Source organism: Pantoea sp. K16 (assembly GCF_048452805.1).
Classification (GTDB): Bacteria; Pseudomonadota; Gammaproteobacteria; order Enterobacterales; family Enterobacteriaceae; genus Pantoea; species Pantoea agglomerans.
Genome location: NZ_JBLWNV010000004.1, coordinates 218,063 through 243,976, shown reverse-complemented (window position 1 = coordinate 243,976; position 25,914 = coordinate 218,063). Strand labels below are relative to the sequence as shown.

Annotated in this window: 21 protein-coding genes; 10 read left to right on the top strand and 11 right to left on the bottom strand. The window is 57.1% G+C overall.

The window, feature by feature from the left end; all coding sequences use genetic code 11:
- Positions 1-1,785 carry a GMC family oxidoreductase gene (locus ACK13D_RS07270; RefSeq protein WP_010252112.1) on the top strand — a complete coding sequence of 595 codons (1,785 nt, stop codon included), beginning with the start codon at positions 1-3 and terminating at the stop codon, positions 1,783-1,785.
- A 10-nt stretch (positions 1,786-1,795) separates the two neighbouring features.
- Positions 1,796-3,106 (top strand): c-type cytochrome, encoded by a 1,311-nt coding sequence (locus ACK13D_RS07265; protein WP_418796065.1) that lies wholly within the window; start codon positions 1,796-1,798, stop codon positions 3,104-3,106.
- Between the two features lie 46 nt (positions 3,107-3,152).
- On the opposite strand, the gene ACK13D_RS07260 is transcribed toward ACK13D_RS07265, so the two are convergent.
- The 4 genes from ACK13D_RS07260 to ACK13D_RS07245 all read right to left on the bottom strand — a co-directional run bounded on the left by ACK13D_RS07260 (position 3,153) and on the right by ACK13D_RS07245 (position 9,176).
- On the bottom strand, positions 3,153-4,562 hold the full coding sequence (locus ACK13D_RS07260; protein ID WP_418796037.1) for an MFS transporter: 1,410 nt from the start codon (positions 4,560-4,562) through the stop codon (positions 3,153-3,155).
- 182 nt (positions 4,563-4,744) lie between these two features.
- Complete coding sequence (abgT, locus tag ACK13D_RS07255; protein WP_010252101.1) at positions 4,745-6,262, bottom strand: p-aminobenzoyl-glutamate transporter; 1,518 nt, start codon at positions 6,260-6,262, stop codon at positions 4,745-4,747.
- A 161-nt stretch (positions 6,263-6,423) separates the two neighbouring features.
- Positions 6,424-7,866: a M20 family metallopeptidase gene (locus ACK13D_RS07250; RefSeq protein ID WP_418796035.1), complete on the bottom strand. Its 1,443-nt coding sequence runs from the start codon at positions 7,864-7,866 to the stop codon at positions 6,424-6,426.
- Entirely contained in the window at positions 7,863-9,176 is a 1,314-nt protein-coding gene (locus ACK13D_RS07245; protein WP_418796033.1) for a M20 family metallo-hydrolase, read from the bottom strand. Before ACK13D_RS07245 ends, ACK13D_RS07250 begins: the two co-directional genes overlap by 4 nt.
- A 114-nt stretch (positions 9,177-9,290) precedes the next feature.
- Here ACK13D_RS07245 and ACK13D_RS07240 point away from each other — a divergent pair, with 114 nt between their 5' ends.
- Both ACK13D_RS07240 and yjdN read left to right on the top strand, forming a co-directional pair.
- Positions 9,291-10,187 carry a LysR family transcriptional regulator gene (locus ACK13D_RS07240; RefSeq protein WP_418796031.1) on the top strand — a complete coding sequence of 299 codons (897 nt, stop codon included), beginning with the start codon at positions 9,291-9,293 and terminating at the stop codon, positions 10,185-10,187.
- Between the two features lie 75 nt (positions 10,188-10,262).
- The gene (gene yjdN, locus ACK13D_RS07235) at positions 10,263-10,700 is read left to right on the top strand and encodes a VOC family metalloprotein YjdN (RefSeq protein ID WP_022625240.1); all 438 of its coding nucleotides are present in this window, start codon (positions 10,263-10,265) and stop codon (positions 10,698-10,700) included.
- A gap of 96 nt (positions 10,701-10,796) precedes the next feature.
- Here yjdN and ACK13D_RS07230 read toward each other — a convergent pair whose 3' ends face one another.
- The 3 genes from ACK13D_RS07230 to ACK13D_RS07220 form a co-directional block, all read right to left on the bottom strand.
- Positions 10,797-11,663 carry a nucleoside-specific channel-forming protein Tsx gene (locus ACK13D_RS07230; protein ID WP_052271192.1) on the bottom strand — a complete coding sequence of 289 codons (867 nt, stop codon included), beginning with the start codon at positions 11,661-11,663 and terminating at the stop codon, positions 10,797-10,799.
- Positions 11,664-11,942: 279 nt separating this feature from the next.
- Positions 11,943-13,298: a sensor histidine kinase gene (locus tag ACK13D_RS07225; RefSeq protein ID WP_418796029.1), complete on the bottom strand. Its 1,356-nt coding sequence runs from the start codon at positions 13,296-13,298 to the stop codon at positions 11,943-11,945.
- Positions 13,295-13,954 carry a response regulator gene (locus tag ACK13D_RS07220; RefSeq protein ID WP_010252086.1) on the bottom strand — a complete coding sequence of 220 codons (660 nt, stop codon included), beginning with the start codon at positions 13,952-13,954 and terminating at the stop codon, positions 13,295-13,297. The genes ACK13D_RS07225 and ACK13D_RS07220 overlap by 4 nt, the downstream gene beginning before the upstream one ends.
- A 671-nt stretch (positions 13,955-14,625) precedes the next feature.
- Between ACK13D_RS07220 and ACK13D_RS07215 the strand changes: the two genes are divergently transcribed.
- From ACK13D_RS07215 to ACK13D_RS07200, 4 genes are all read left to right on the top strand, one after another.
- Positions 14,626-14,892, top strand: a complete 267-nt coding sequence (locus ACK13D_RS07215) for a hypothetical protein (protein WP_010252074.1) — start codon at positions 14,626-14,628, stop codon at positions 14,890-14,892.
- 241 nt (positions 14,893-15,133) lie between these two features.
- On the top strand, positions 15,134-15,502 hold the full coding sequence (locus ACK13D_RS07210; RefSeq protein ID WP_009092546.1) for a helix-turn-helix domain-containing protein: 369 nt from the start codon (positions 15,134-15,136) through the stop codon (positions 15,500-15,502).
- Positions 15,503-15,672: 170 nt separating this feature from the next.
- The gene (locus tag ACK13D_RS07205) at positions 15,673-16,569 is read left to right on the top strand and encodes a LysR family transcriptional regulator (protein ID WP_045140856.1); all 897 of its coding nucleotides are present in this window, start codon (positions 15,673-15,675) and stop codon (positions 16,567-16,569) included.
- 110 nt (positions 16,570-16,679) lie between these two features.
- Positions 16,680-17,885 (top strand): MFS transporter, encoded by a 1,206-nt coding sequence (locus tag ACK13D_RS07200; RefSeq protein ID WP_418796026.1) that lies wholly within the window; start codon positions 16,680-16,682, stop codon positions 17,883-17,885.
- Between the two features lie 55 nt (positions 17,886-17,940).
- On the opposite strand, the gene ACK13D_RS07195 is transcribed toward ACK13D_RS07200, so the two are convergent.
- Positions 17,941-20,331 carry a glucose/quinate/shikimate family membrane-bound PQQ-dependent dehydrogenase gene (locus tag ACK13D_RS07195; protein WP_010252065.1) on the bottom strand — a complete coding sequence of 797 codons (2,391 nt, stop codon included), beginning with the start codon at positions 20,329-20,331 and terminating at the stop codon, positions 17,941-17,943.
- Positions 20,332-20,606: 275 nt separating this feature from the next.
- Positions 20,607-21,206 (bottom strand): hypothetical protein, encoded by a 600-nt coding sequence (locus ACK13D_RS07190; protein WP_064690593.1) that lies wholly within the window; start codon positions 21,204-21,206, stop codon positions 20,607-20,609.
- Positions 21,207-21,606: 400 nt separating this feature from the next.
- On the opposite strand from ACK13D_RS07190, the gene ACK13D_RS07185 reads away from it, so the two are divergent.
- Positions 21,607-22,848 carry an MFS transporter gene (locus ACK13D_RS07185; protein WP_010252060.1) on the top strand — a complete coding sequence of 414 codons (1,242 nt, stop codon included), beginning with the start codon at positions 21,607-21,609 and terminating at the stop codon, positions 22,846-22,848.
- A gap of 323 nt (positions 22,849-23,171) precedes the next feature.
- Here the strand turns inward: ACK13D_RS07185 and ACK13D_RS07180 are convergent, their stop codons facing one another.
- Together ACK13D_RS07180 and ACK13D_RS07175 are read right to left on the bottom strand one after the other, a co-directional pair.
- Complete coding sequence (locus ACK13D_RS07180) at positions 23,172-23,381, bottom strand: hypothetical protein (RefSeq protein ID WP_010252057.1); 210 nt, start codon at positions 23,379-23,381, stop codon at positions 23,172-23,174.
- Between the two features lie 215 nt (positions 23,382-23,596).
- Positions 23,597-24,754 (bottom strand): Gfo/Idh/MocA family protein, encoded by a 1,158-nt coding sequence (locus ACK13D_RS07175; RefSeq protein ID WP_010252054.1) that lies wholly within the window; start codon positions 24,752-24,754, stop codon positions 23,597-23,599.
- Positions 24,755-25,024: 270 nt separating this feature from the next.
- On the opposite strand from ACK13D_RS07175, the gene ACK13D_RS07170 reads away from it, so the two are divergent.
- A complete protein-coding gene (locus ACK13D_RS07170; RefSeq protein WP_061901843.1) occupies positions 25,025-25,909 on the top strand; it encodes a BadF/BadG/BcrA/BcrD ATPase family protein in 885 nt (294 codons plus the stop codon).
- Positions 25,910-25,914: the final 5 nt, after the last annotated feature.

Genomic DNA, 25,914 nt, shown 5'->3' with positions numbered 1-25,914 from the left:
ATGGCAAACGAAATGAAAAAAGTGGATGCGGTGATTGTCGGCTTCGGCTGGGCGGGTGCCATTATGGCGAAAGAGCTGACCGAAGCAGGCCTGAACGTACTGGCGCTGGAGCGCGGACCGCATCGCGATACCTATCCCGATGGCTCCTATCCGCAGTCCATTGATGAGCTGACCTATAACGTCCGCAAAAAGCTTTTCCAGGATCTCTCCAAAAGCACCGTGACCATTCGTCATGATGCGTCGCAGACCGCAGTGCCCTATCGTCAGCTGGCGGCGTTTCTGCCCGGCACCGGCACCGGTGGCGCGGGTCTTCACTGGTCCGGCGTCCATTTCCGTGTCGATCCGGTTGAGTTGCGGATGCGCAGCCATTACGAAGAGCGCTACGGCAAGAACTTCATTCCGGAAGGCATGACGATTCAGGATTTTGGCGTCAGCTATGATGAGCTGGAGCCGTTCTTCGACAAAGCGGAAAAGGTTTTTGGCACCTCAGGCAGCGCCTGGAGTATCAAAGGCAAAGTGGTCGGCAAAGATACAGGCGGCAACCCGTTTGCGCCCGATCGCTCAGATAACTTCCCACTGCCCGCGCAGAAGCGCACCTACTCGGCGCAGCTGTTTGCTCAGGCGGCAGAGTCGGTCGGCTATCACCCTTACGATCTGCCGTCCGCCAATACCTCGGGTCCGTATACCAACACCTACGGCGCACAGATGGGGCCGTGCAACTTCTGCGGTTACTGCAGCGGCTACGCCTGCTACATGTATTCCAAGGCGTCGCCTAACGTCAATATCCTGCCTGCGCTGCGTCAGGAGCCTAAGTTTGAGCTGCGCAATAACTCTTATGTGCTGCGGGTCAATCTCAGCGATGACAAAACGCGTGCGACCGGTGTGACCTATGTGGATGGGCAGGGCCGCGAGCAGATTCAGCCCGCTGACCTGGTGATCCTCTCCGCCTTCCAGTTCCACAATGTTCACCTGATGCTGCTGTCGGGCATCGGCAAACCCTACAACCCGATTACCAACGAAGGGACCGTAGGCCGCAACTTCGCCTATCAGAACCTCTCTACGCTGAAGGCGCTGTTTGATAAGAACACCACCACTAATCCGTTTATCGGTGCGGGTGGCGCAGGCGTTGCGGTTGATGATTTCAACGCGGATAACTTCGACCATGGGCCGCTGGGCTTTGTTGGTGGTTCGCCATTCTGGGTTAACCAGGCGGGCACCAAACCGATCTCCGGCCTGCCGGTGCCGGCGGGTACGCCCAACTGGGGCAGCAAATGGAAAGCGGCGGTGGCGGATACCTACACCCATCATCTGTCGATGGATGCGCACGGCGCCCACCAGTCTTATCGCGCCAACTACCTTGATCTCGATCCCAACTACAAAGATGCCTATGGACAGCCGCTGCTGCGCATGACCTTTGACTGGCAGGAGAACGACATCAAAATGGCGCAGTTCATGGTCGGCAAGATGCGCAATATCGCGGAAGCGATGAATCCGAAGATGATCATCGGCGGCGCGAAAAAGCCTGGCACCCATTTCGACTCCACGGTTTATCAGACTACCCACATCAGTGGCGGTGCGATCATGGGCGACGATCCAAAAACCAGTGCGGTTAACCGTTATCTGCAAAGCTGGGACGTACCGAATGTGTTTGTACCGGGCGCATCGGCTTTCCCGCAGGGACTGGGCTACAACCCGACCGGCATGGTGGCGGCGCTGACCTACTGGTCAGCTAAAGCGATTCGCGAACACTACCTGAAAAACCCAGGCCCACTGGTGCAGGCATAAGGACATGGCGATGAAAAATGGCATTCTGGCTCTGATTCTTGGCTCCCTGACGTTCGCCGCCCTGGCGGAGAGCAGCCAGGACGATCTGGTTAAACGGGGTGAGTATCTGGCGCGAGCCGGTGACTGTGTGGCCTGCCACACCAGCAAAGGCGGCGCGGCCTTTGCCGGTGGGCTGCCGATGGCAACACCGATTGGCACCATCTACTCCACCAACATTACGCCCGATCCCGCTACTGGCATTGGCGAATACAGCTACGACGACTTCCAGAAAGCGGTGCGTCAGGGCGTGGCGAAAAATGGCGATACGCTCTATCCGGCGATGCCATATCCCTCTTATGCAGTGGTCAGCGATGAAGACATGAAGGCGCTTTACGCCTACTTCATGCATGGCGTCGCGCCGGTCGGGCAGCCAAACCGGGAGAGCGACATTCCCTGGCCGCTGTCGATGCGCTGGCCGCTGGCGATCTGGCGCGGAATTTTTGCGCCCGACGTGAAAGCGTTCCAGCCTGCAGTCCAGGAAGATCCGGTGCTGGCACGTGGTCGCTATCTGGTAGAAGGACTGGGTCACTGCGGGGCCTGTCACACGCCGCGCAGCATCACGATGCAGGAGAAGGCGCTGACCAACAATGAGGGCAGCGACTATCTGGCGGGCAGCAGCGCACCGATTGATGGCTGGACCGCCAGCAATCTGCGTGGCGACAACCGTGATGGACTGGGTCGCTGGAGCGAAGAGGACCTGCGTCAGTTCCTGCGTTATGGCCGCAACGATCAGACCGCAGCTTTTGGTGGCATGACCGACGTGGTGGAACACAGCCTGCAGCACCTGAGCGAGTCCGATATCACGGCGATTGCGCGCTATCTGAAGTCGCTGGGCGCGAAAGATCCGCATCAGGCAGCCTTCAGCGTCGATGACGCCACCGCCAAAGCATTGTGGAAAGGTGACGACAGTGCGACGGGGGCAGCCACCTACGTCGACAGCTGTGCGGCGTGCCATAAAACCGATGGCAGCGGCTATAAACGTTTCTATCCGGCGCTGCGCGGTAATCCGGTGGTGCTGGCGGACGATCCGACCTCACTGATCCATATCGTGCTGGTGGGCGGACAGTTGCCTGGCGTAAATGGCGCGCCGTCGACCATTACTATGCCAGCATTTGGCTGGCGTCTTGACGATCAGCAGGTGGCGGACGTGGTAAACTTCGTGCGTAACAGCTGGGGCAACAAGGCGTCGGAGCCAGTCAGCGCGAAACAGGTCGCTGAGCTGCGTAAAGATGAGAAAGATCGGCTGGGCAGTGCAGATATCCGGGTACTGGAAGGCAAATAATCGGCAGTAAAAAAGGCCGTCATCATCAGGATGACGGCCTTTTCTTTTAGATATTCTCCAGATCGATACCGCGCGTTTTCGGCCCATAAATCCCTACCGACAGCATCACCATCACCATGCTCAGCACGATAAAGGTAATCACGCCTGGCGTACCGGCATACTGCAGGATCACCCCAATCAAAATACTGCTGAATACCGTAGAGAGACGGCTGAAGGAGTAGCAGAAGCCGACCGCCCGCGCACGAATATGGGTCGGGAAAATCTCGGTCTGATAGGCGTGGAAGCTGAAGGTCAGCCAGGCGTTGGACCAGGTGATCAGGAAGCCGCAGAGAATCAGCAATACCGGCTGCGTCTGGAAGGCGAACAGCGTGCCGAACACCACCGTCATCAGCGACGACAGGACAATCTGCCACTTATTCTCCAGCTTATCGGCGTAGCGGCTACAGATCAGCGATCCCAGCGGATAGGCCAGCGTGATGAAGAAGGCATAAAGCAAACTGTGCGTCACCGTGGCACCGCGGCCTGACAGCAGCGCAGGCAGCCAGTTACCAAAGCCGAAAAAGCCGATCGCCTGGAAAAAATTCATCACCACCAGCATCAGGGTGCGCTTGCGGTAAGCGGGTGACCAGATCTCGCTGAAGCGCCCCCGTTTTGGCAGCTGCACCGCGGCGTCATCGGCTGAAAAAGCGGGTCCTGCCGGGATGCCGCAGCGTTGCTCCATCGTGGACAGCACCTGATGCGCCTCCTGATGACGACCCTGCTGCGCCAGCCAGCGCGCCGACTCCGGCAGGTTCCTGCGCACCAGCCAGATCACCAGCGAACAGACCGCGCCCGCAATGACCACCCAGCGCCAGCCTTCAAGGCTGAACAGCGTTTGCGGAATCAGCCACCACGACATCAGCGCCACGGCCGGCACCGATAAAAACTGCACGAAAAAGGAGAAGGCAAAGGCGCGGCTGCGCAGATGGGTCGGCACCCATTCCGACAGATAGGTGTCGATGGTCACCAGCTCGACGCCCAGCCCGATCCCTACCAGAAAGCGGAACAGAATAATCATCTCTGCGCTCTGCTGGAACGCCATCAGCAGCGAAAACAGCCCGTACCACAGCAGCGCACACATAAAGGTGAGACGGCGACCAAAGCGGTCAGCGTAGGGTGCCAGCAGGCTGGCACCAAAAAACAGACCGAGAAAAGTGGCTGAGGCGAATGCCGCCTGATCGGAGAAGCCCAGCACGCCTGCCGCACCCGTGTGAAATACGCCCGCCGACAGCAGGCCGGTACTGATATAGCCGGTTTCAAACAGGTCATAAAGCTCAAAAAAGCCGCCCAGCGCCAGCAGCGTAATAAAGCGCCACAATCCGGCGGAGGAGGGCAGCGCATCAACCCGAGCGGCTAAGCTGTTACGGGCCGCCGATGAAGCGTGCATCGGCGGCAGGCTGGTGGAGGAGGTGGTCATGTCAGCGTGAACCTCAGGCAGTGTGGAGACGACTCGCAGCCGGTCGGAGGCTTATTAAAATAGTTAACCGTTAGCAAGCGAAGAAATAGCAGAATAGTCAATTCATCCGCCGTTGCCGAGAAGGTCGTTGCTGACTATTTAGCAACGTACGTTGCAGGTTTTGCCATCCGTGGCACTGTGCTTTACGGCAGTTTCGGCCAGACGCCTGGCCCGATCGGCAGACCCAGCAGATACCACACCAGCAGCAGCGCTATCCAGCTGATAAAGAACACCAGCGGATAGGGGAAGATCAGCACGTAATAGGTGCCGAGCTGCGCATCTTTCTGGTAACGCTGCAAAAAGGCGAGAAACAGCGGCAGAAACGGCGACATCGGTGCCAGTGGCAGCACGGCGGAGTCGGCGATGCGGAAAATCATCTGGGCAAAGGCGGGATGGAAGCCGAGCAGCATAAACATCGGCACAAAGACCGGCGCCAGAATCGACCAGATGGCTGAGCCGCTGGCGATAAACATGCAGAGAAACGCCGACAGGAACATCAGGCCGAGAAAAGCGGGCGCGCCGCTGACGCCTGCGCTCTCCAGCACATCAGTCAGCCCGATCGCCATGAATTTGCCCATGTTGCTCCAGTTGAAGAACGCCACGAACTGCGACAGCGGAAACACCATCACGATAAAACCCGCCATGCCCTTCATCGGATCGACCAGCAGCTGCGGGATATCATCCGGACGGCGGATCTGTCGGGTGACCACGCCATAAGCAATCGCCACCACAAAGAAAAACAGAATGATGATTGGCACAATGCCCTGAATAAAAGGCGAGGGAATAATGGCGCCGGTGGCGGGATTGCGCAGCGGTGCATTTTCCGGCACCACCAGCAGCGCCATCAGGGCGATAAACAGCAGCGCGGCGATCCCGGCAGCCCGCAGACCGCGGTTTTCAAGCGGCGTCAGCGCCGCCAGCTTCTCGCCGTTGCCCTGCCACTTTGGCAGTCGCGGCTCGACAAATTTATCGGTCAGCAGCGCGCCCACAATCGTCAGCACAATCACCGACGTGGCCATAAAGAACCAGTTATCGATCACGCTGACATGCACCGTGTCGCTGACCGCTTTAGCCGCTTCAGTGCTGATGCCCGAGAGCAGCACATCGGTGGTGACAATCAGCAGGTTGGCGGTAAAGCCGGAGGCCACACCGGCAATGGCGGCCAGCAGGCCCGCCACCGGATGACGGCCCACCGCCAGAAAGATAAGTGCGCCCAGCGGCGGCATCACTACCAGCGCGGCATCCGAGGAGATATGGCTGAAAAAGGCGATAAACAGCACCATGTAGCTGGCATAACGGCGGCTGACGCGTGACGCCATCTTCACCATCAGCGACTGCAGCAGGCCGACCTTTTCCGCCAGTCCAGCACCAATCACCAGCGCCAGAATCGATCCCAGCGGGGTAAAGCTGCTGAAGTTTTTGATGATATTTGGCAGGATCCACTGAATGCCTGCGACGCTCAGCAGGTTATTCACCCGCACGATTTCGCCGTTGCTCGGGTTCTTCACCGCCAGATCCAGCGCGCTGATAATGGCGGTCGCCACCATCAGCACCACGATCAGATAGACAAACAGTAAAAACGGGTTGGGGACTTTATTCCCCACGCGCTCGATCCAGCTGAAGAGCCGGCCAGGACTGCGGTTCTCGGATGTTGCTTCCATGGTATTGGTTCTCGTCTTGTGTCCCTTTTATCGGCGGTAGCAAGGCCTGACGCCGGTCGCGTTGTGCGACAGGCGGTGAGTTCAGTTCCGGCACCGCTGAATCGGGGAAGTGTTTGCAATATTTTTTTATAGTGGTCCGTGTCAGAGACACGGCCGTTGGCTCATTCGGCCAGTTTTGTTGGTGTAATTCCCTTCGGAATCGGGCAGTGATAGGGCTGCGCGGCGCGTACCCGATCAAACTCGGCCCTGCAGCCAGCCAGCGCCTGCCGATCCGTTAACAGCGTTAACACTGTGGCCGCCATCACTTTGCCCGCCAGAAACATCCCCTTATGCCCGATACTGGTGCGTCCCTGCGCCACCAGTTGCCAGGTGTGCAGCGGCGTGCCGAAGGTAAAGCAGGGCGCAAAACACTGTGCAGTCGGCGTCACCCAGCTGACATCGCCGACGTCGGTGGAGCCATAAAGCAGCTCTCGCGTGACCGCATAGGGCGCGACCTCATCCATAAACAGCTTGTCGCCCAGTTGTTCAGCCCAGGCATGACCGGCTTCCCCACCGGTTCGGGCGGCATTGAGCCGGGCATTGCGCAGATCGTCATCAGTGAGCGTGGCACGCAGTTCCGCCGCAAACGCGCGCTCTTCGTCGCTATAGTCGGGCAAACCAAACTGATGCAAATAACGCTCCATGACCGCTTCCAGCGCGCGATTCGGCACGTAATCCGAGCAGGCTTTATCAAAACGTACGGTCAGCGTGGTGTCGGTCATCAGCGCTGCACCCCTGGCGATATTGATCACCCGTTCATAGATCGCCTGCGCCTGTGGCAGTTCCGGGGCGCGGATAAGGTAGAGCACCTCCGCATCGGCCTGCACCACGTTTGGCGATACACCGCCGCTGTTGGTGATGGCGTAGTGCAGACGTGCCTCCTGAACAATATGCTCGCGCAGAAAATTGGCCCCGGTATTCATCAGCGTGACGGCATCCAGGGCGCTTCGGCCCAGATGGGGAGAATTGGCCGCGTGCGCCGCAACCCCTTTGAAACTGAACGCCGCCTGAATATTGGCGAGGGTGCGCAGATTGAACATGCCGCTGAACCCCTCCGGATGCCAGGTCACGGCGGCATCAACGTCGTCAAACAGCCCTTCGCGCACCATAAAAGTCTTGCCCGAACCGCCTTCTTCGCCAGGGCAGCCGTAAAAGCGAACCGTGCCGCCCGTGTGATGCTGTTCCATCCAGGCTTTCACGGCGCAGGCCGCCGCAACACCTGCCGTGCCGAGCAGGTTGTGACCGCAGCCGTGTCCGTTGCCGTTGGCTTCCAGAGGTTGTGGCCGGGCGCAGCCCGCCTGCTGACTCAGGCCCGCCAGCGCATCGAACTCGCCAAGGATGGCAATCACCGGCTTGCCGCTGCCCGCACTGGCGATAAACGCTGTATCGATGCCACCCACGCCGCGTTCCACTCTGAATCCCTCTTCTGCCAGCGCATCAGAAAGCAGGGCTGACGAGCGGGTTTCAGCAAAGCGGGTCTCCGGTGTGTCCCAGATGGCGTCACTGAGCGTGCTGAAACGAAGCTGATGACGAGCGATATAGTCGACAATAAAGTCTTCCATCATCGTGAGCCCCCATGCTGCGCCTGGTTCAGCGCCAGCGTCGCCAGCAGCGTGATGGCGTCCGGCATCACCCGCTCATCAAAGTCGAATTTCGCATTGTGGTGACCCGCCGCCAGCTCACAGCCAAAAATGACGTAAGAGGCCTGACCGCCGCGCTGCTTTACCCGTTCCATCATGTAGGTCGCATCTTCCGAACCCGCCGCCTGCGCTTTACGATCGACCACGGAGTTGAAGATACCGAGCGCGTCCGCCTGCTGATGGATGAAATCAACCCATGGCTGCGTCGGGGTACAGCTGCGCGCGGCCCCCATCAGCGAGACCTGCTGCTCAACGCCATACATCGCCGCCGCACCGGCAATCACCCGCAGCGCCTGCTGATAGATGTCGTCGTTGACCTGATTGGTCACGCCACGGGTTTCGACTTTCAGCAGGGCGCAGTCGGCTACCACGTTGCGGCCGGTTCCCGCCTGCAGCACGCCCACGTTGACCCGTGCCACGCCGCCGCTGTGCTGGGTTAAACCATGCAGCGCCAGCGTTGCCTGTGCGGCGGCCAGCAGGGCATTGCGCCCCTCTTCAGGACGACCGCCCGCATGGGCACCGACGCCGGTAAAGTGAACATCCAGCTTGGTAGTGGCGAGGAAGCTGTCGCTGCCGCACACCACTTCGCCTGCCGGCACGCCGGTGCCGATATGAATGGCGGTGAAGCGATCAACGTCATCGACCACGCCCGCCGCCACCATCGCTTTTGCGCCACGCACACCCTCTTCGGCGGGCTGGAAGATCAGTTTAATCGTGCCGCTGAGCTGATCTTTCATCGCCATCAGCACCGAGGCGAGACCCAGCCCGATGGTGGTGTGGCCGTCATGTCCGCAGGCGTGCATCATGCCTGCGTTGCAGGAGGCGAACCCTTCACGCTGCGGCAGATGATCGTCAGCCTGGCTCTCGTTGAGATCCAGGGCATCCATATCGACGCGGAAGCCCATCACCGGGCCAGGACGGCCGGTCTCAAGCGTTGCCACGATGCCGCAGAATCCGCCGGAGAAGTGGCTGATCCACTGCGGCAGCGCGCCCTGTTGCAGCGCGCGCGCTTCCTGCTGCTTCAGCACCGCCTCGTCGGGCAAGCCCATCCGCGCGTCGGCGTCGATGACCTCACGGCCCAGCTTCAGTTGATAACCGAGCTTATGCAGCTCTTCAGCGACGAAGGTGGCGGTGCGGAACTCCAGCCAGCCCGATTCGGCATAGTGATGGAAGTCGCGACGCCACTGTTGCAGCTGTGGCAGCCGGGCGCTGACGTGGTCTGAAAGGGGTTTCATCGGCTCTCTCCTCGTTGTTGATTTTTTATGCACTGTTCCGAATCTACACAATGGTATTGACCGGCATAAGATGCGAATATCTTGTGACTGATAAACAACGGTTATCGCAAAATTATGTCTGCCAATCTCAAGCTCCATCAGCTGCGCGCCTTCGTTGACGTGGCGCGACAGGGCAGTATCCGGGCGGCAAGCCGTCTTTCCTGGCTGTCACAACCGGCGTTAACCAAAGCGATTCAGGAACTGGAGCGCGAGCTGGGGGCAAAGCTGTTTATCCGCCGTCAGCAGGGCGTGGTGTTAACCGATATCGGTGATAACTTTTTTCGGCATGCCAGCCTGGTGCTGGCAGAGCTGCGGGTCGCCGAAGAGGATATTCAGCAGCGGCTGGGACTGGGTGGCGGTCAGGTGAATATCGGCGTCGGTGGCAGCGTGGCGCGCACCATTATGCCGCAGGTGATTAATCAGTTTCATCGCGAATACCCGCTGGTAAAGGTGCGCATCGTCGAAGGCCAGCTGGTGTCGATGGTGCATGAACTGCGCCAGGGCGCGCTCGATTTCACCATTAATACCTACGATCAGAGCCATCTCGATCAGGAGCTGATGTATGAGCGGATGATGGAGCGCGAGTACAAGGTGGTGGTGCGCAAAGGCCATCCGCTGGAAAAGGCGCGTTCTCTGGCGGAGTTACAGCAGGCGGACTGGACGATGCCAACGCCTAAAGGCAGTTACTACCGCTTGTTGCACGATCTGTTTGGCGAGCGCGGCATGGCCCCGAAAATTGTGGTGACCTGTGAAACCTTTATGGCCTGCACCAGCCTGGTCGCGCAAAGCGATTTCATCAGTATTCTGTCGGTCGACGTCATTGACGACCCGATTCTGGGTCGGTCGCTGGTGGCGCTGACGCTCGACGAACCCCTGCCGAAAGCGATCTTCTATCTGATCCAGCGCAAAGACACGACGCTGACCCCTATGAGCAGTTATATGGCACAACTCTTTCGCCGTTATTGCCAGTAAAATCAGCGAGTAAAGTCGATCGTCTACACTGTTAAGATACTGAAAAAAATCCACCCGACAAATATAGAGGTTACGATGCAAGTCAGTCCTTATCTGTTTCTCTATGGCCGTTGCGAAGAGGCTATCGACTTTTACCTGCAGGCGACCGGGGGAGAGTTGCTCTCTAAAATGAAATTCGGTGATATGCCGGATCAGGGTGAGCAGGTCGGCGATCAGTCTGCCGCGCCGCAGCCGCCAGAAAAGATCATGCATGCCCAGCTGCGTATTGGTGACGGTGAGCTGATGCTGAGCGATGGCAACACCGATCAGCCGCCAGCGTCTGAGCATGCCGGTTACGCGGTCAGTCTCTCAACTAACGATGTCGAAAAGGGTAAAGCCTGGTTTGAGAAACTGTCGGCAGGCGGCAAGGTGACAACTGAGTGGCAGGAGACGTTCTGGTCGAATGGATTCGCGATGTTCATTGATAAGTTCAACATTCCGTGGCGCATCAATGTCGAGAAGCCGCAGGAATAATCGGGCCAGCCGGCGTCGCAATTTGCGGCGCCGTATTAATTAATGGCAACTGCCCGGATTAATGCGCGGCGGCGCTATTCAGGCCGCCGCACGTAATCAGAAGTTATAACCCGCCACCAGGTAGTAACCCCAGCCAGTCGATTTCACTTCAAACGGCCCGTTGCCAAAATTCTGTTCCTGTCCATCCGCCCACTGTCCGCCGTTGTGGAAGTAACGCGCCACCGCAGAGAAGTGCCAGTGATCGTAACCCAGTGACAGAATATGGCTGGAGGCGATGGAGTTGCTGGTGCGTGATGAACCGCCTTTATCGCGGAGATCGGAACCCCAGTCGAAGTTGGTGAAGCCCACATAGCCCAGGTTACCGCCCCACAGTGTGGTGATTGGCACAAAGTATTTCACCTTGAAGCGATAGCCATCCCAGCTGTTTTCATTCGCCGCACCGTAGTTTTCCCACTGATATTTGGCGTAGACGTTCAGCGACAGACCGACATCGCTGTGCGTATCGATATCGGTGCCCAGACCCATGTACCAGGTGTTCTGGCGGCTATCGCTGTTGCGGCCCATATCGTAGATGTAGTTGTTAGCGAAATACCACTCTTTGAACGGACCAAAGGCCAGGCTGGTGCCGGTCAGTTTGTCGATAGAGAAGCGCGGCTCAATCTCCATAAACATCGGTGAACCGTGATCAAAAATGCCGTTGGCGTTGCTGTTGCCTGCGCCGAAGAAGTTGGTCAGGTCGAGGTAGCCATAAAAATCGAACCAGTCCTTCTTCGCAAACGCTTCATATTCCAGATAAACGTCGTTGTTAAACTGCGGTCCGAAACGGGTGTGGTAGCTGCCTACCACGTTAACGCTCTGATGCCACCAGTCGGAGACATACTGCGGATCGCTTTCAGCGGCCTGCGCAGCGCCACTCAATGAACATGCCAGCACGGCACCTGCTATCAACGTTTTAAATTTCATTATTATCAGCCACATGCTTTTGACCGCCGCACAGCAGACGCAGTCAGAGAGAAATCGGTCCCTTGATGGGAATGAGGGTTTCACAGCAAATAACAGCCAGTTCTTCAGCCCGCGTAGCGTGCCTGTAACAGATCGATAGAAAATAGATTTTGCTCACGTTTGTCAAAAAGTGTTGCATTACAATTCAGCTAAAATGTGATGCGCTTCACAATAATGACCAGGATCGAATGGAACCAGGCAACCGTTTACGTTGTCTGGTTCGTGATCAAACGGGCGGGATCAGGGAAGGGTGACGCGAACCTGCAAACCACAAATGGCACCCTGTGGCGTCAGGCAATTGGAAAGGGCGACGTGAATCTGATGCTTCTGTGCGACGTTGCGCACAATGGATAACCCCAGTCCGCTGCCCTGGGCTTTAACGTCAGGCGAACGGGTAAAACGGTCAAACGCGCGTTCGATAAAGGATTCCGGCATGCCTGGCCCGTTATCGACAATATCGACCACTGTTTTACCTGCGACCCGATGCAGCAGCACATCGACCAGGCTGCCCTCCGGCGTGTGCAACATGGCGTTACCAATCAGGTTGTCGAACAGGCTGCGCAGCTCGGAACGGCTGGCCTGCAAACGATACTGCGTGGAGCCATTAAAGCCGATATCGATGCCGCGTTTATCTGCCACCACCATCAGCTGTTCAATGCTCTCTTTCAGCAGATCGTCCAGTTCGATATGCTCGACGCTGGCGACCACGCTCTGGTCATCCTGACGCGAGACATTGAGTAACTGCGTGACCAGATGACGGGTGCGTGTGACGCCCGCTTCCAGCTGGCTGAACTGCCGGCTCGCTTCGCCCGGCTGGATATGCTGACGCAGATTTTCCAGCTGCAAGGTCACCGCCGTTACCGGCGTTCGCAGTTCATGCGCCGCATCTTCCAGGAACTGACGCTGCGACGACCAGGCCTCACGCAGCTTACTCAGCAGCGAGTTGTAGGCGGCCACCAGCGGCAGGATCTCATCCGGCAAGCCTTCGGGTGAGACATTGTGCGGATGATGCGTCTCCTGCGCGGCAATCTGACGCGAAGCGACCTGCAGATCCCGGGTGATCTTGCGCACCACCAGCCAGATCACCAGCAGTGAAAGCGGCATCATCAGGATCAACGGAATGATCGCTGACAGCGCCCGTTTGACCATCAATGCCTTCATGTAGCTGAGGTTGTGCATCACCTGGATGGTTTTGATCTCGCTGCCAGGTAAGCCGGGCCGGGTATAGATGCGCCATTCGCAGTCGTCGCACTGACCCACATGCACGTCGCGATAGCCCCGTTGATTTTGCAGCGGAGCCTGCAGCTCCGGCCATGAGCTGGCCCGTAACTGACCCCGATCGTCCCACAGCTGCACCACAAAGGCGCTCTTCGCCTTGTCAGGCGCAATAAGCATCGGCATCAGGGCGGGCATCTGTTTATTAGTGGACCAGGCATCAGCGATTTTTGCCAGCTGATCGTCCTTCATGGTGCCAACCATATCGCCATAGCAGTTGAAGAAATACCAGGTGACGCCACCGATCATCAGCAGATGAATAATCAGCAGCGTAGAGAGTAATTTGTTGCGTAATGAACGCATAAAGGTGAAGGGTTTCATATTGCCGGTACCCGCCAGCCCAGCCCGCGCACATTGCGGATCACGTCGTTATCCAGTTTGCGGCGCATCCCGTGGATCAGGACATCCACCGCGTTGCTGCTGACTTCATCGCCCCAGCCATAGATGCGATTTTCCAGCTGCTCGCGCGACAGAATAGCGCCTGGCCGCTCCAGCAGGGCGTAGAGCAGGGCATATTCGCGCGCCGTAAGCTGCTCGCGCTGTCCTTTGTAGAGCACTTCGCGGGTCATCATATCCAGCTGCACATCGCCGCTGCCCAGCACCGAGTCTGCTGCGCCGTGGCTGCGTCGGGTAATCGCGCGCATCCGGGCCATGACTTCCTGCAAATCGAACGGTTTAAGCAGGTAGTCGTCAGCGCCGCTGTCGAGTCCCTGAATCCGCTGCGCCACCGTGTCGCGTGCGGTAAGAATCAGTACCGGCGTGGCGTCGCCGCGCCCGCGCGCCCGGCGCAGTACCTGCAGGCCATCATCGCGCGGTAAGCCGAGATCGAGCAGCACGCAGCTGTAGCCGCCTTCGCTCCAGGCATTCTGGGCATAGATGCCATCACGCACCCAGTCCACCGACCAGCCCGCGCCCTCCAGTGCCTGCTGCAGGTTCGCGCCGATCATTTCATCATCTTCAACCAGTAACACGCGCATGGCTGATCTCCTTCAGAAAGATGAGGGGAGTTTACTCACCAATTGTTAGGCCAGAATTATCCGCCGTCATACTTCGCACTGTGGCGGTGTTGGCTGCTTTTGCTCACCCCAGTCACTGACTTATGTCAGCTCCTGGGGACTCGCGCAGTTGCCGCCTTGCCACAGCACGGATTATTTTGGCGGACTTCTGCCGTCATACTTCGCACTGTGGCGGCGTTGGCTGCTTTTGCTCACCCCAGTCACTGACTTATGTCAGCTCCTGGGGACTCGCGCATTTGCCGCCTTGCCACAGCATGAATTATTTCGCGGACCGCCGTCACCGGTATTTTATGGAGGAGTCAGGTGGCCTGATGTCCCCATCCATATCCATTGAGATGCCAGCGATTGCAAGCGTAAATGGGGTGACGTATATTTGAGCAACAGATTAATGCCAGACATTTCAGCGGTGAATAGTATGTCAGCCCAGGAAGCAAAAATCAGACATCAGCGCGAGTATCAGGAGCGTGTTGAAGCCGTCCGAAATGGTCAGGCTCCAGGCCGCGTGCTTGAAAAACGTCCTCAGGGTATTGTGCCTGCAAAAAGTGGACGCAGCCTCGCATTTTTCTGATGTCACGCCGTGCTGAAATCAGCCAGGTAGTAAAATAAGCTCATCATACAGGTGGGCTTTTTTTATGACATTGCACGCTATTCCTCCAGAAGAACAGATCCTTAAACTTAACCGTTATCTTATTGATAACGCCGGACAACTTCCGTCACCGGTTATTACTGTAGGCGGTCAGGCTGTTATGTACTGGTATCTGACCTACCTGCATCTTTATCCTGATCAGCCTGATGTAACATCCATAACCTCAATTGATGTTGATTATGTCACCCGAAAGGAAGGCGTTGATTTTCTGGCTCAGGAATATCAGCGATATCTCAAACATGTTGACGCCTGACAGGGCTGAATGCCCCCGTCACTTATGATGCAGAAATAAATTTGTCTGACTCAGCGTTTTTATCTTCTGCCTTTTTTCAGCAGCAATCTCTTCACGAACTTTCACACTAAAGCCCCGCTGGCCGCGCGATTCCGCCTCCGTTTCCGCCGTTGCTAATTCTGCGCTAATTTTCTGCTAATTAAGGGATAAATTTTAGCAGGTAGAGTGGCTCCACTGCACATCAGCATCAACAGGAGGAACCATGAATCAGCGCGAGTTTATTCGGAGTTTGCTGGACTGGATTGAGAACAACTTAGGACACGATCTGCATCTGGATGAGGTGGCGCGCCGCTCGGGCTATTCGCGCTGGCATCTGCAACGGCTGTTTCGCCAGCATACCGGCTTTTCACTGGCAGAATATATCCGTCAGCGCCGTTTAACCGAGTCTGCGCTCACGTTGCTGAGCAGCAACGAAGCGATACTGCAGGTGGCGATGAACTATGGCTTTGATACCCAGCAGGCCTATACCCGCACGTTTAAAAACTACTTTATGGTGACGCCTGGCCAGTTGCGCCGTCAGCGTCGTGTCGAGCCGGATCGGCTGCTATTCCCTCTGGCGATGGCCAGCTGATGCCTGATAAGACCTTCCCGTCACAGCCTGCGGACGGGAAGGTCGGCCCGCGCTTTGCGCTTCTCTCCACTTGTTCTTCGCCTCGCCTTTTTTTACCCATCAGCCACAGTGACCCCGCCCGAACGTGTTAGTTTGTTGCCAGCATCCCTTTACTGTCGGAGTCGGGAAACATGGAAAACGGCGCGAATTTAACCGCCATGTTGGTATTTGCACGGGTTGTGGAATTACAGAGTTTCAGTGAGGCGGCACGCGCACTCGGCTTGTCCAAATCCCATGTCAGCCGGGAGATCGCCCGTCTTGAGCTGCGGCTCGGTATCCGGCTGCTGCAACGCACCACCCGGCGGCTGGCGCTGACCGAGCTGGGCCAGGCGTACTATCCCTACTGTGTGCGGATGCTGGCCGAAGTGCAGCGCGCCGAAGCCTTTGTGCAGCAGGTGCATCAGCAGCCCGCCGGCCATGTCAGGCTGCAGGCACCCGTCACGTTCGGCTGCCAGTGCGTAGTCCCTGTTCTTAATCGCTTTCTGCGTCGGCATCTGCATATCAATGTCGATCTTGATCTGACCGATCGCAGTCACGATCGGCTCGATGATCAGGCGGATCTGGCGATTGTGATCCGATCCCGATCGCCACAGCAGGGCAATTTTCGGGTACTGAGCGAAATCGAGTGGGGGCTCTATGCCGCGCCCGCCTACCTGGCGCAGCGACCCGCCATCACGCATCCTGAGATGCTGCCACGCCACGACCTGCTGATGTTTCATGGTCCGGCGCACACCGCCGCACTGCCGTTCCGCCGTGATAAACAGCGGCTGGCACTGGATGTACATAGCCGTTTTCGCGCCAATAACAGCATGGCGCTGCTCAATGCGGCACTGGCAGGGAGCGGCATCGCCTATCTGCCCTCCTACATGGCCCAGGAGGCGATGGCGCGCGGGGATATTCAGCAACTGCTGCCGGAGTGGCAGATGGATCGTCTGCAAAGTTATCTACTGCTGCACGACACGCCTGAACCGGCCTCGCCCGTGACGCTGCTGTGTGATGCCCTGGTTGCGGCGCTGAACACAGGCTGATTGTTGCCTGCTGACAACAATCAGCGCCACAGAGTAACTATCCCGCCGCGACTGTTGTTACTCCGCTACGCCGGTTAGCCTGTATCCCTGATTACTCACCGGATATCATCATGCAACAGTCACCCGAAACTGCAGAGTTTCAGCACTGGCGACGTAACTTAGGGGTCTGCGTCGTCGGCTCTTTTACCACTATCGTGGCGATGACGCTGCTGCTGCCGTTCCTGCCGCTCTATGTTCAGCAACTCGGCGTTGAGCAGCCTGCCGCTATCGCCCGCTGGTCCGGCCTTGCCTACGGCGCGACCTTTTTCAGCGCCGCACTGACGGCGCCGTTGTGGGGCAGGCTGGCTGACCGCTATGGTCGTAAGCTGATGCTGATTCGGGCCAGTCTCGGGATGGCGATTGCGATGTCACTGATTGGCATGGCGACCGCGCCGTGGCAACTGGTGGCGTTGCGCCTGCTGGCGGGGCTGCTGGGCGGCTACGCATCGGGATCGACCATTCTGGTGGCGGCGCAAACGCCGAAAGCGCAGACCGGCTGGGCGCTGGGGGTATTATCTTCCGGTATTATGGCCGGTAACGTGGTCGGGCCGCTGCTGGGCGGTGTGCTACCGCCACTGATCGGGATTCGTCAGACTTTCTGGCTGACCGGCGCCGTGATTTTTCTCGCCTTCCTCGCCACTACCTTTTTACTCAAAGAGCAGCCACGTGCTCCCGCTACATCGCGCGCCAGCCAGCAACCGCATCCTGAAGCCGGGCCGGTTAATCACAGCCTGATACGGCTGATGTGGCTCTCTGGCATGTTGCTGATCTTCGCCAGCATGTCGATTGAGCCGATTATTACGCTTTACGTGGGCGAGTTTGTGCAGGGCGACCACCAGATCACCCTGATAGCCGGACTGGTGATGTCCGCGGCGGCGCTGGGCACGGTCCTGGCGGCACCACGACTGGGTCGGCTGGCCGATCGGGTAGGGCACTGGCGGGTGCTGACCGGCGGTTTAGTCGTTAGCGGGCTGCTGCTGATACCCCAGGCATTTATCACGGCGGCCTGGCAACTGGTGCTGCTGCGTTTTCTGATGGGGATGGCGCTGGGCGGGTTGATGCCATGCATCACGTCGATCATTCGTCATAACGTGCCGGGTTCTCAGGTTGGGCGGATGCTGGGATATTCGACCTCGGCACAATATATCGGCCAGGTCAGCGGCCCGCTGTTCGGTGGGCTGGTGGGCGGTGCATTCGGGATGCGGCCGGTGTTTCTGGCAACCTGCGTGGTGATGCTGTTTTGCGCCTGGCTCAACTGGCGTGGCATGAAAAAGTAGTGCGATCAAAAAAGGCGGACCGGAGTCCGCCTTAGTTTATTCACAGCTGCGTGAATTACTTCTGGTCTGGCAGCGCGTAGGCAATCACATAATCGCCCAGCCTGGTACCAAACGAGCCGTGACCCCCTGCCGCGATGACAACGTACTGCTTGCCATCCACTTCATAGGTCATTGGTGTCGCCTGGCCGCCTGCTGGCAGACGTGCCTGCCATAACAGTTCGCCGGTATCAGTGCTGAAAGCACGCAGGTAGTTATCTGCGGTCGCACCAATGAAGAACACCTTACCTGCGGTGGTGATAGGACCACCCAGCATCGGCATACCCATTTTGAACGGCAGCGGAACCGGTGCGCTATCGCGAACGGTACCGATACGCTGTTTCCACACCACGTTGTTGGTCTTCAGATCCACCGCGGAGATGTAACCCCAGGCAGGCTGTTTGCATGGCAGACCAAACGGTGACAGGAACGGGTTCAGCTCGACGCCATACGGCACGCCATACTGAGGCTGAATACCGGTTTCAGTACCTGAACCACCTTCAGCGCCTTTCGGCGGCTCAATCGGGTTGCCTGGGCCACGTGGAATCAGCTTAGAGACAAACGGCAGCGCCATTGGGTTAGCAATCGCGATCTGACGATGAGGATCGACTGCGATGCCGCCCCATTCGAACATACCGAGGTTACCCGGGAACACCAGCGTACCCTGCTCAGATGGCGGAGTGAACGGACCTTCATAGCGCAGGCGCTTGAAGATCACGCGGCACACCAGCTGGTCAAACATCGTCGCGCCCCACATATCCTTGTCCGTGAGATTCTGTTTCGGACGGAAGGTCAGCTCAGAGTAGGGCTGAGTGGCGGCAACGTGATCGCCTTTAGCAGCACCCTGTGGCACTGGCGTTTCCGGCGCAGGCACGACTGGCTTGCCGGTACGGCGATCCAGTACAAAGATGTTGCCGGTTTTCGCTGGCGCGTAGACAACCGGTACGGTGTTGCCATCTTTGTCGGTGATGTCAGCCAGCGTCGGCTGCGACGGCAGGTCCATATCCCACAGATCGTGATGCACAGTCTGATAAGACCAGACCAGCTTACCGGTGGTGGCGTTCAGGGCCAGCACGCTGCTCGCATAACGCTCCTGCTCTGGTGTGCGGTTACCGCCCCAGATATCCGGTGTGCTCACGCCCATCGGCAGGTAAACGGTATCCAGTTTCGGATCGTAAACTGCCGGTGCCCATGAGTTCGGAGAGTTCATGGTGAAGGTGTGTTCATCAGCCGGTATGGCATTAGGATCTTTTGCGCCTGGATCAAACACCCACAGCAGTTTGCCGGTATTCACATCAAAGCCACGAATCACGCCTGACGGCTCGCGGGTTGAGTAGTTATCGGTAACCGCACCCGCCATCACGATGGTGGTGTTAGTAATCACCGGCGGTGAGGTCGGCTCATACTGACCCGCAGTGGTGACAGGCTGTTTGTGTTGCAGATCCAGCTCGCCGTTGACGCCAAATGCCGGGCAGCGTTCGCCGGTCTCTGCGTCCAGTGCAAACAGACGACCATCGTTGACCGGCAGATAGATACGACGTGAACACAGCGCAGGCTGAGTGTTCGCTGCATCGGCGGCTGCCGGCACTTCGTGGTAAGAAACACCGCGACAGGTCACGTGCTGGAAGGTCGGGTTGACCTTCATGCCCGGATCAAACTTCCACTTCTGCTTACCGGTGGCCGCATCCAGTGCAAACAGGATCTGGTGTGGCGAACAGAGATAAAGCGTGTCGCGGATTTTAATCGGCGTGACTTCGTCGGTAATTTCACCCGGATCGTTAGGGGTTTTCATGTCGCCAGTCTGGAACTGCCAGGCAACCTGCAACTCTTTCACGTTCTGATGATTAATCTGCTTCAGCGGAGAGAAACGGGTTCCCTGCTGATCGCGCGCATAAGCGGGCCAGTCAGCATCCGGGATGTTGCTCAGCGGCGCAGCCTGCGGGGCGTTGTCAGCGGTTTCTGGTACTGACCCGTTGATGACCTGCGGATCGTTGAATACCGCATAGGCCAGCACAATGGCACTGGCAATCAGCGCCACAGCCATGGTACCCAGCGCGGCTTTGCTGCCCGCATTGAAGCTGCGATAGACAAACGGCAGGATCAGCCAGACACCGAAGATCACCAGCACATCGGTGCGTGGTGCCAGTGCCCAGAAGTCGGTGCCCACTTCCCATACACCCCAGATCAGGGTGCCGATCAGCAGCAACGCATAGAGAACCAGCGCAGTGCTTTTACGACGGGAAAGCAGATAAGCGGTGATAAGCATCACCACACCGCCAAAAACGTAATACCAGGAACCACCAATGGCGGCTAACCAGCCACCGCCAATCAGCATAAACGCGCCCGTCAGCACTGCGAACAGCACCGTCAGGAAACGAATTACGCCAAAAGATGAGGAGTTTTTCCCCATAATATCGACCTCGTTTCGTTGCCATAAAACACACGAAAACAACCAGATAGGCTGTTTCCAGTTATCAAGTACAAATGATTAGGGTGTTCTGAAGTATCTCTTCCGTTAAGACAGACGATCCCTTTGTGTTAAATGTTATAGCAAAATCAGATCGAGGTTTGATTTTTTTGGCTTAAACCGCTTAACAACTGGAATAAAACGACATTTTATGGGGGATTAAAGGACGTTAAGCGCACCGCCGTGTGCCCTTAACGCCGGAAGGCAGGATTTGTGAATCAGCAGCTAATAAGATCGCCGTCCGAGCGTTGCTGTTGCCAGCCGCTGATATTTATCTCAGCAAACTGCTCAGCGGTTAAGGGCGGCGTATGACTTCGTACGATTACCTCTGCCCCTTTTTCACGAAACGTCGCCATAAAAAAGGGAAAGGTAAACTTCTCATAATTATCATTAAAGAAAGATTCGGTTAAAACAATTCCTGAAAAAGGAAATGATTCCAGCAGTCGCCAGTCTGCACCCAGTGGCGCAAAATCATAAAGCCAGAAATCAAATTTCTTTGTTAATTCAAGCAGTGACGTACTGTGTGCTGCCAGACTGGAATAATTAATTCCAATCCGGACACGCGCATTTTGTAAATGCGTATAGGCATCCGGAACCGCGATCATTCCCCGTAATCGAATATCTTCCACCGGCACAACCATTAATGCTGCTTCAGTAGCAATTTGATTGTGTAATGAAATAATGTTGTTTGTATTAAGTATATTGCCGCTATCCTGGTTTTGCTGAAGATAAGGCACGCTATAGCAAATGCCAGTGACATTACGCTTAACGTGATGGATTGGTTCAGTAACATAAGGGTTATATAAACTGTTTTTCATTATCTCTATGAAATTCAATAGAAAGGATTTGTTGTTAATTAAGCATATAAAAAGTCGCATTTTTCTAAACGCGTGAATAAATATAGATCACATGCTTAATCCAAATCATCCTTTTGTTGCCGGAGAAAGTAAATAAACCTGTTAGCAAAGAAACGATAATTCCTTTGGTGTCTGATGATGTGCTGGAATATATTCAATAGTCGGGACCAATAGGCTGGTAATAATCATGAGGGGTCTGACGCGCCTCGGCCGGACAGGGACGCTGCTTATCGCGCAGGGAGGCTGCGCTGGAGCCGCAGGCCTTCTGCTCGCATCCGGTCTGCTATCGTGAAGCCGACAATCACCACACCAATAACACCGCGCAACGACGCAGGTTTCCTCACCTGATTTGGGATAAGACATGGGATTTATGGCATCGGCAGCGGAAGAGTCGCTGTGGCGACATCGGACATTTGTCGCCTTCTGGGTGGCGCGTACCTGCTCATCATTTGGTTTTCAGATGTTCTCGGTCGCAATCAGCTGGCAGATCTATGCGCTGACCAACAGCGCGATGGCGTTAGGGATGATTGGCTTAATGCAGTTTCTGCCGTCGGTGTTGCTGGCGCTGCCAGCGGGCCATCTGGCGGATCAATATGACCGGCGGCGGATCGTGCTGTTGGGTCAGCTGGTGGAATTTGCCGCACTGCTGGCATTAGTGGTGCTTACCTTATTCCATACCCCCGATAAGACCGCGTTGTGGGGGCTGGTGTTTATGATTGCAGTGGCGAAAGCGCTGGAGTGGCCTGCGATGTCTTCGATGCTGCCGTCGCTGGTGCCACCTTCGATTCTGGCGCGTGCGATGGCGATGAACTCCGTGGGCGGTCAGGCAGCGGTTATCGTCGGGCCGACGATTGGCGGGCTGCTTTATGTCGCCGGGCCGCATGTGGTGTATGGCGTTTCCGGGCTATTTTATCTGGTTTCGCTGACGCTGGTGAGTCTGCTGCGTTATGAGCGTCCGGTGCAGGCTCGTCTGCCGATGAATATGAAGAATCTGTTTGCCGGGATTCACTTTATCCGTGAGCGCAAAGATGTACTTGGGGTAATTTCGCTCGATCTGTTTGCGGTGCTTTTGGGCGGTGCAACGGCGCTGCTGCCGATTTTTGCCAAAGATATTCTGCATACCGGGCCCTGGGGGTTGGGGATGTTGCGCGGCGCACCGTCGGTGGGAGCATTGCTGGTGGGCATCTGGCTGAGCCGTCACAAGCTGGAGAAGCATGTCGGGATGATTATGTTTGGCTCGGTGGCGGGCTTTGGCGTTGCGACGCTGGTGTTCGCGCTTTCCACGCAGTTATGGCTGTCGCTGGTGGCGCTCTGTGCATTGGGTGGCTTTGATATGGTGAGTATGGTGATCCGGGGTGCGCTGGTGCAGCTGGATACGCCGGATACCATGCGCGGTCGGGTGAATGCGGTTAACGCGATTTTCATTAATACGTCGAATCAGCTGGGCGAGTTTGAGTCGGGGTTGCTGGCGGCCTGGATGGGTGCGGCACCGGCGGCGGCGATTGGCGGCATCGGTACGCTGGTGGTGGTGGCGCTGTGGATGAAGTTGTTTCCGCATCTGCGACGTCGTCAGAAGCTGGAGAATGAGGTGGATCCGGTTTGAACAACCGAGGTTGGTGAGGCAGATGCGGTTGTAAAATTGAGTGCAGTCTCAGGGAGCCTATGCCTTGCGCAAAGACGCAAAAGCGCCATCCATTCGCTGTGAGTATGTAAGTTGCCTCTGACTGAAACGCAAACCGGACGAACGCAAAGCTCCGTGACGCCTTTCAAAACGTTCCTGATTTACACGAAAACGCGTTCCTTGCTATAACTTATCTCTCATCGGCAGGCCTGTGGCCTCCTCAGTCAGCTTAAGCGCTTATAGAGGGTACCGTTATGAATCAGACTCACTCCATTCCGGAAATTTATAATCCTGATGTGCCGTATTCAGTAAAGTGCGAGATCGTGGCGCAGCTGTGCCGGGCGCTGGCTTCCCATAAAAACATCCCGGTTAGCGCCCTGAGAAAATATCTTCTGGAAAAAACTCACGTTGATTTCGAAAATCTGGAGGATAACCCGGTAGGAATGCTGCTGCTGTATGAGTACCTTCACTGCCAGCGCCCCTCGGTCTGCGCCCGGAATGAAAAAAACCTTCATTAAGCGCTGCCTTCAGCAGGGGGCCATTTAATCAAATACGCCTTCGGAGAAGAGGGCTGGAGAGGGGGCGGCTGAGTTGTCGCTGGCGACGGTTTCCCGAGCCAGCTCAACCTCAATATTGTCACTGGCCCGAAGGCCAGTACAGGAAGTTACCAGTCATACTGCCATTAAAATCCTGGGGTCAGAGGGGGAGGCCGACCCGCAGGCTGGGGCCATCAGGCCCCGGTTTTTCCCAGGTTGGCGTCAAATGTTAGCCAGCTTTCACGCATGTCCACTACGCTGCGGGTTTTACGGGCCTCATCGATTTTAATTGCCGTGAGGCCCGCTTCCAGCGCGTCCACTACTGAAACTTTCAGCGGTGTTCCCTGTTTAATATGTTTAACGATCTCTTCAGCCATCAACGCATCTGCGCCGTAATGGCCATCATACGCATTGCCGCTGTAGGCGGTATCGACCTCTTTCTCGCCGCTGCGCGCGTTGTGTACGCGGAAGTAGTTGCGCACGAAGTCGCCTTCCGCCATGCCGTCGGTGCCCATGACACAGAAACGGCGGAACTCATCCGGCACATTCAGATTGGCGTGGAAGGCCAGCGTCGCGCCGCCTTCGTACTCAATCAGGGCAGTCTGGTAGTCGACAATATCGGCATCGCTGTCGAACACCGCATCGGTGCTCGACCAGCCGCTGGGCTTCACGTGATAAAGTTCTGAGTCAGCGGTGATAGCTCCCTGCGGCGCATGAGCGGGAGTAAAGGATTTCCGGCCACCAAAGCTGGCGACGCGGATCGGGCGCTCCTGCAACAGCCCCTGATAGAGATCGATGTCGTGACAGCATTTTTCCAGAATGTACGGACCGGCATATTTCTCCAGACGGCGCCAGTCGCGCTGAAAGAATGCGCCGTGATAAGGCTTGATATGTTCTGTCGCCTCAATCGAGGTGATCTCACCCAACTGACCCGCATCGCGTGCCGCCAGCAGATCGTGATAGAGCGGGGAATAGCGCAGTACCAGGCCGACCAGAATGCGCGCTTCGCCATACTGACGCACCAGCTTCGCCATCTCCATGGTCTGCTCTTCATTGATCACCACCGGCTTTTCGGTAAACACCGTGTAACCCGCTGCCAGCGCCTGACCCACATGCTCCAGATGCAGAAAGTTGGGAGAGCCAACCAGCACGACATCCATTCCGCCATGTTCCAGCAGAGCATCGATTGACGCAAAGGCCTGGCCGGGCGCGATACCAAAGCTGTGCAGATTAGGCAGTCCGGCGGGTGCCGGATCGTAATAACCCACTACCGAGAAGGCGTCGTCGGCTTTGCTGAACTCTTTGATCACGTGGGACAGTCGAAAGCCGAGACCGATAATGCCTACTTTCATGTTAAACCCCTGCTCCTGAAATCGCATGATGCATAGCCCGCCTGTGATCGGGCGCGCCTGTTGATAATCTGACCACCAACTTATTACGACGGAAAAACTAATGTCAATAACGCACTGCGCGTTTTGCGAGGGGGTTTTTGTTATGACGATGTAAAATAACAAGAAAATTCAGATATGATTTTGCTATATTTATTTGTTATTGCGATTTAAGTTTTTTTATCCTATCGTTCGCTCATTATGGCTATAACCCTTAATCAGGGAAGGAAGCGCGTGCAACCACACTATCTTCTGGGCATTGATGGCGGCGGTACACAGTGTCGCGCGCGGTTAACCGACCTGCAGGGTCGCATCCTGGCTGAAGCCACCGGCGGGCCTGCCAACGTCTGGTCAGACTATGACGCGGCACTGACCTGCGTCGGGCAGCTGATCGAACGGGTATTGTCACAGGCGGGATTAGCCCCGGAGGCGCTGACGCAAACCGCGCTGGTGGCCGGATTAGCCGGTGCGAACGTCACCTCGGTACAGGCGCGGCTCGCCAGCTGGCAACCTGCCTGCGCGGCGTTACAGGTGGTCAGCGATGTGGAGATCGCCTGTGCGGGCGCCCATGGCGGCGCACCTGGCGCCGTCTTTATTATCGGCACCGGCAGTCAGGGAGCCGCGTGGGATGGCGAACAGTTTACGCTGCTTGGCGGCTGGGGCTTTGCCTTGTCTGACCAGGGATCGGGCGCTGAGCTGGGCCGTCGTGCGCTGCGGCTGGCGCTGCTGGCCCATGAAGCGATTATTACCCCGAGCGCTCTTACCCGGCAGCTGATGGCGCAGTTCGACCACGGCCCGGAAACCATGCTGCTCTGGACGCGCTCAGCGACGCCTGCAGACTGGGCTCGCGTGGTGCCACAGATTTTTGCGGCCGCCGACGCGGGCGATGGTCATGCACAGGATCTGCTGCATCAGACCGCAGCCGATATCGGCCTGATGGTCCGCCGTCTGACTGCCCTGAGCAGCGGACCCGTGGCGCTGATGGGGGGACTGGCCACGCCGATTCAGCGCTGGCTGGATGACGATATTCAGGCCCGGCTGGTGACGCCGCAGGGCGATGCCCTGAGCGGGGCGCTGATACTGGCGCAGCAGCTGACGCCTGCCCGATTACCGATCTGAAGCTG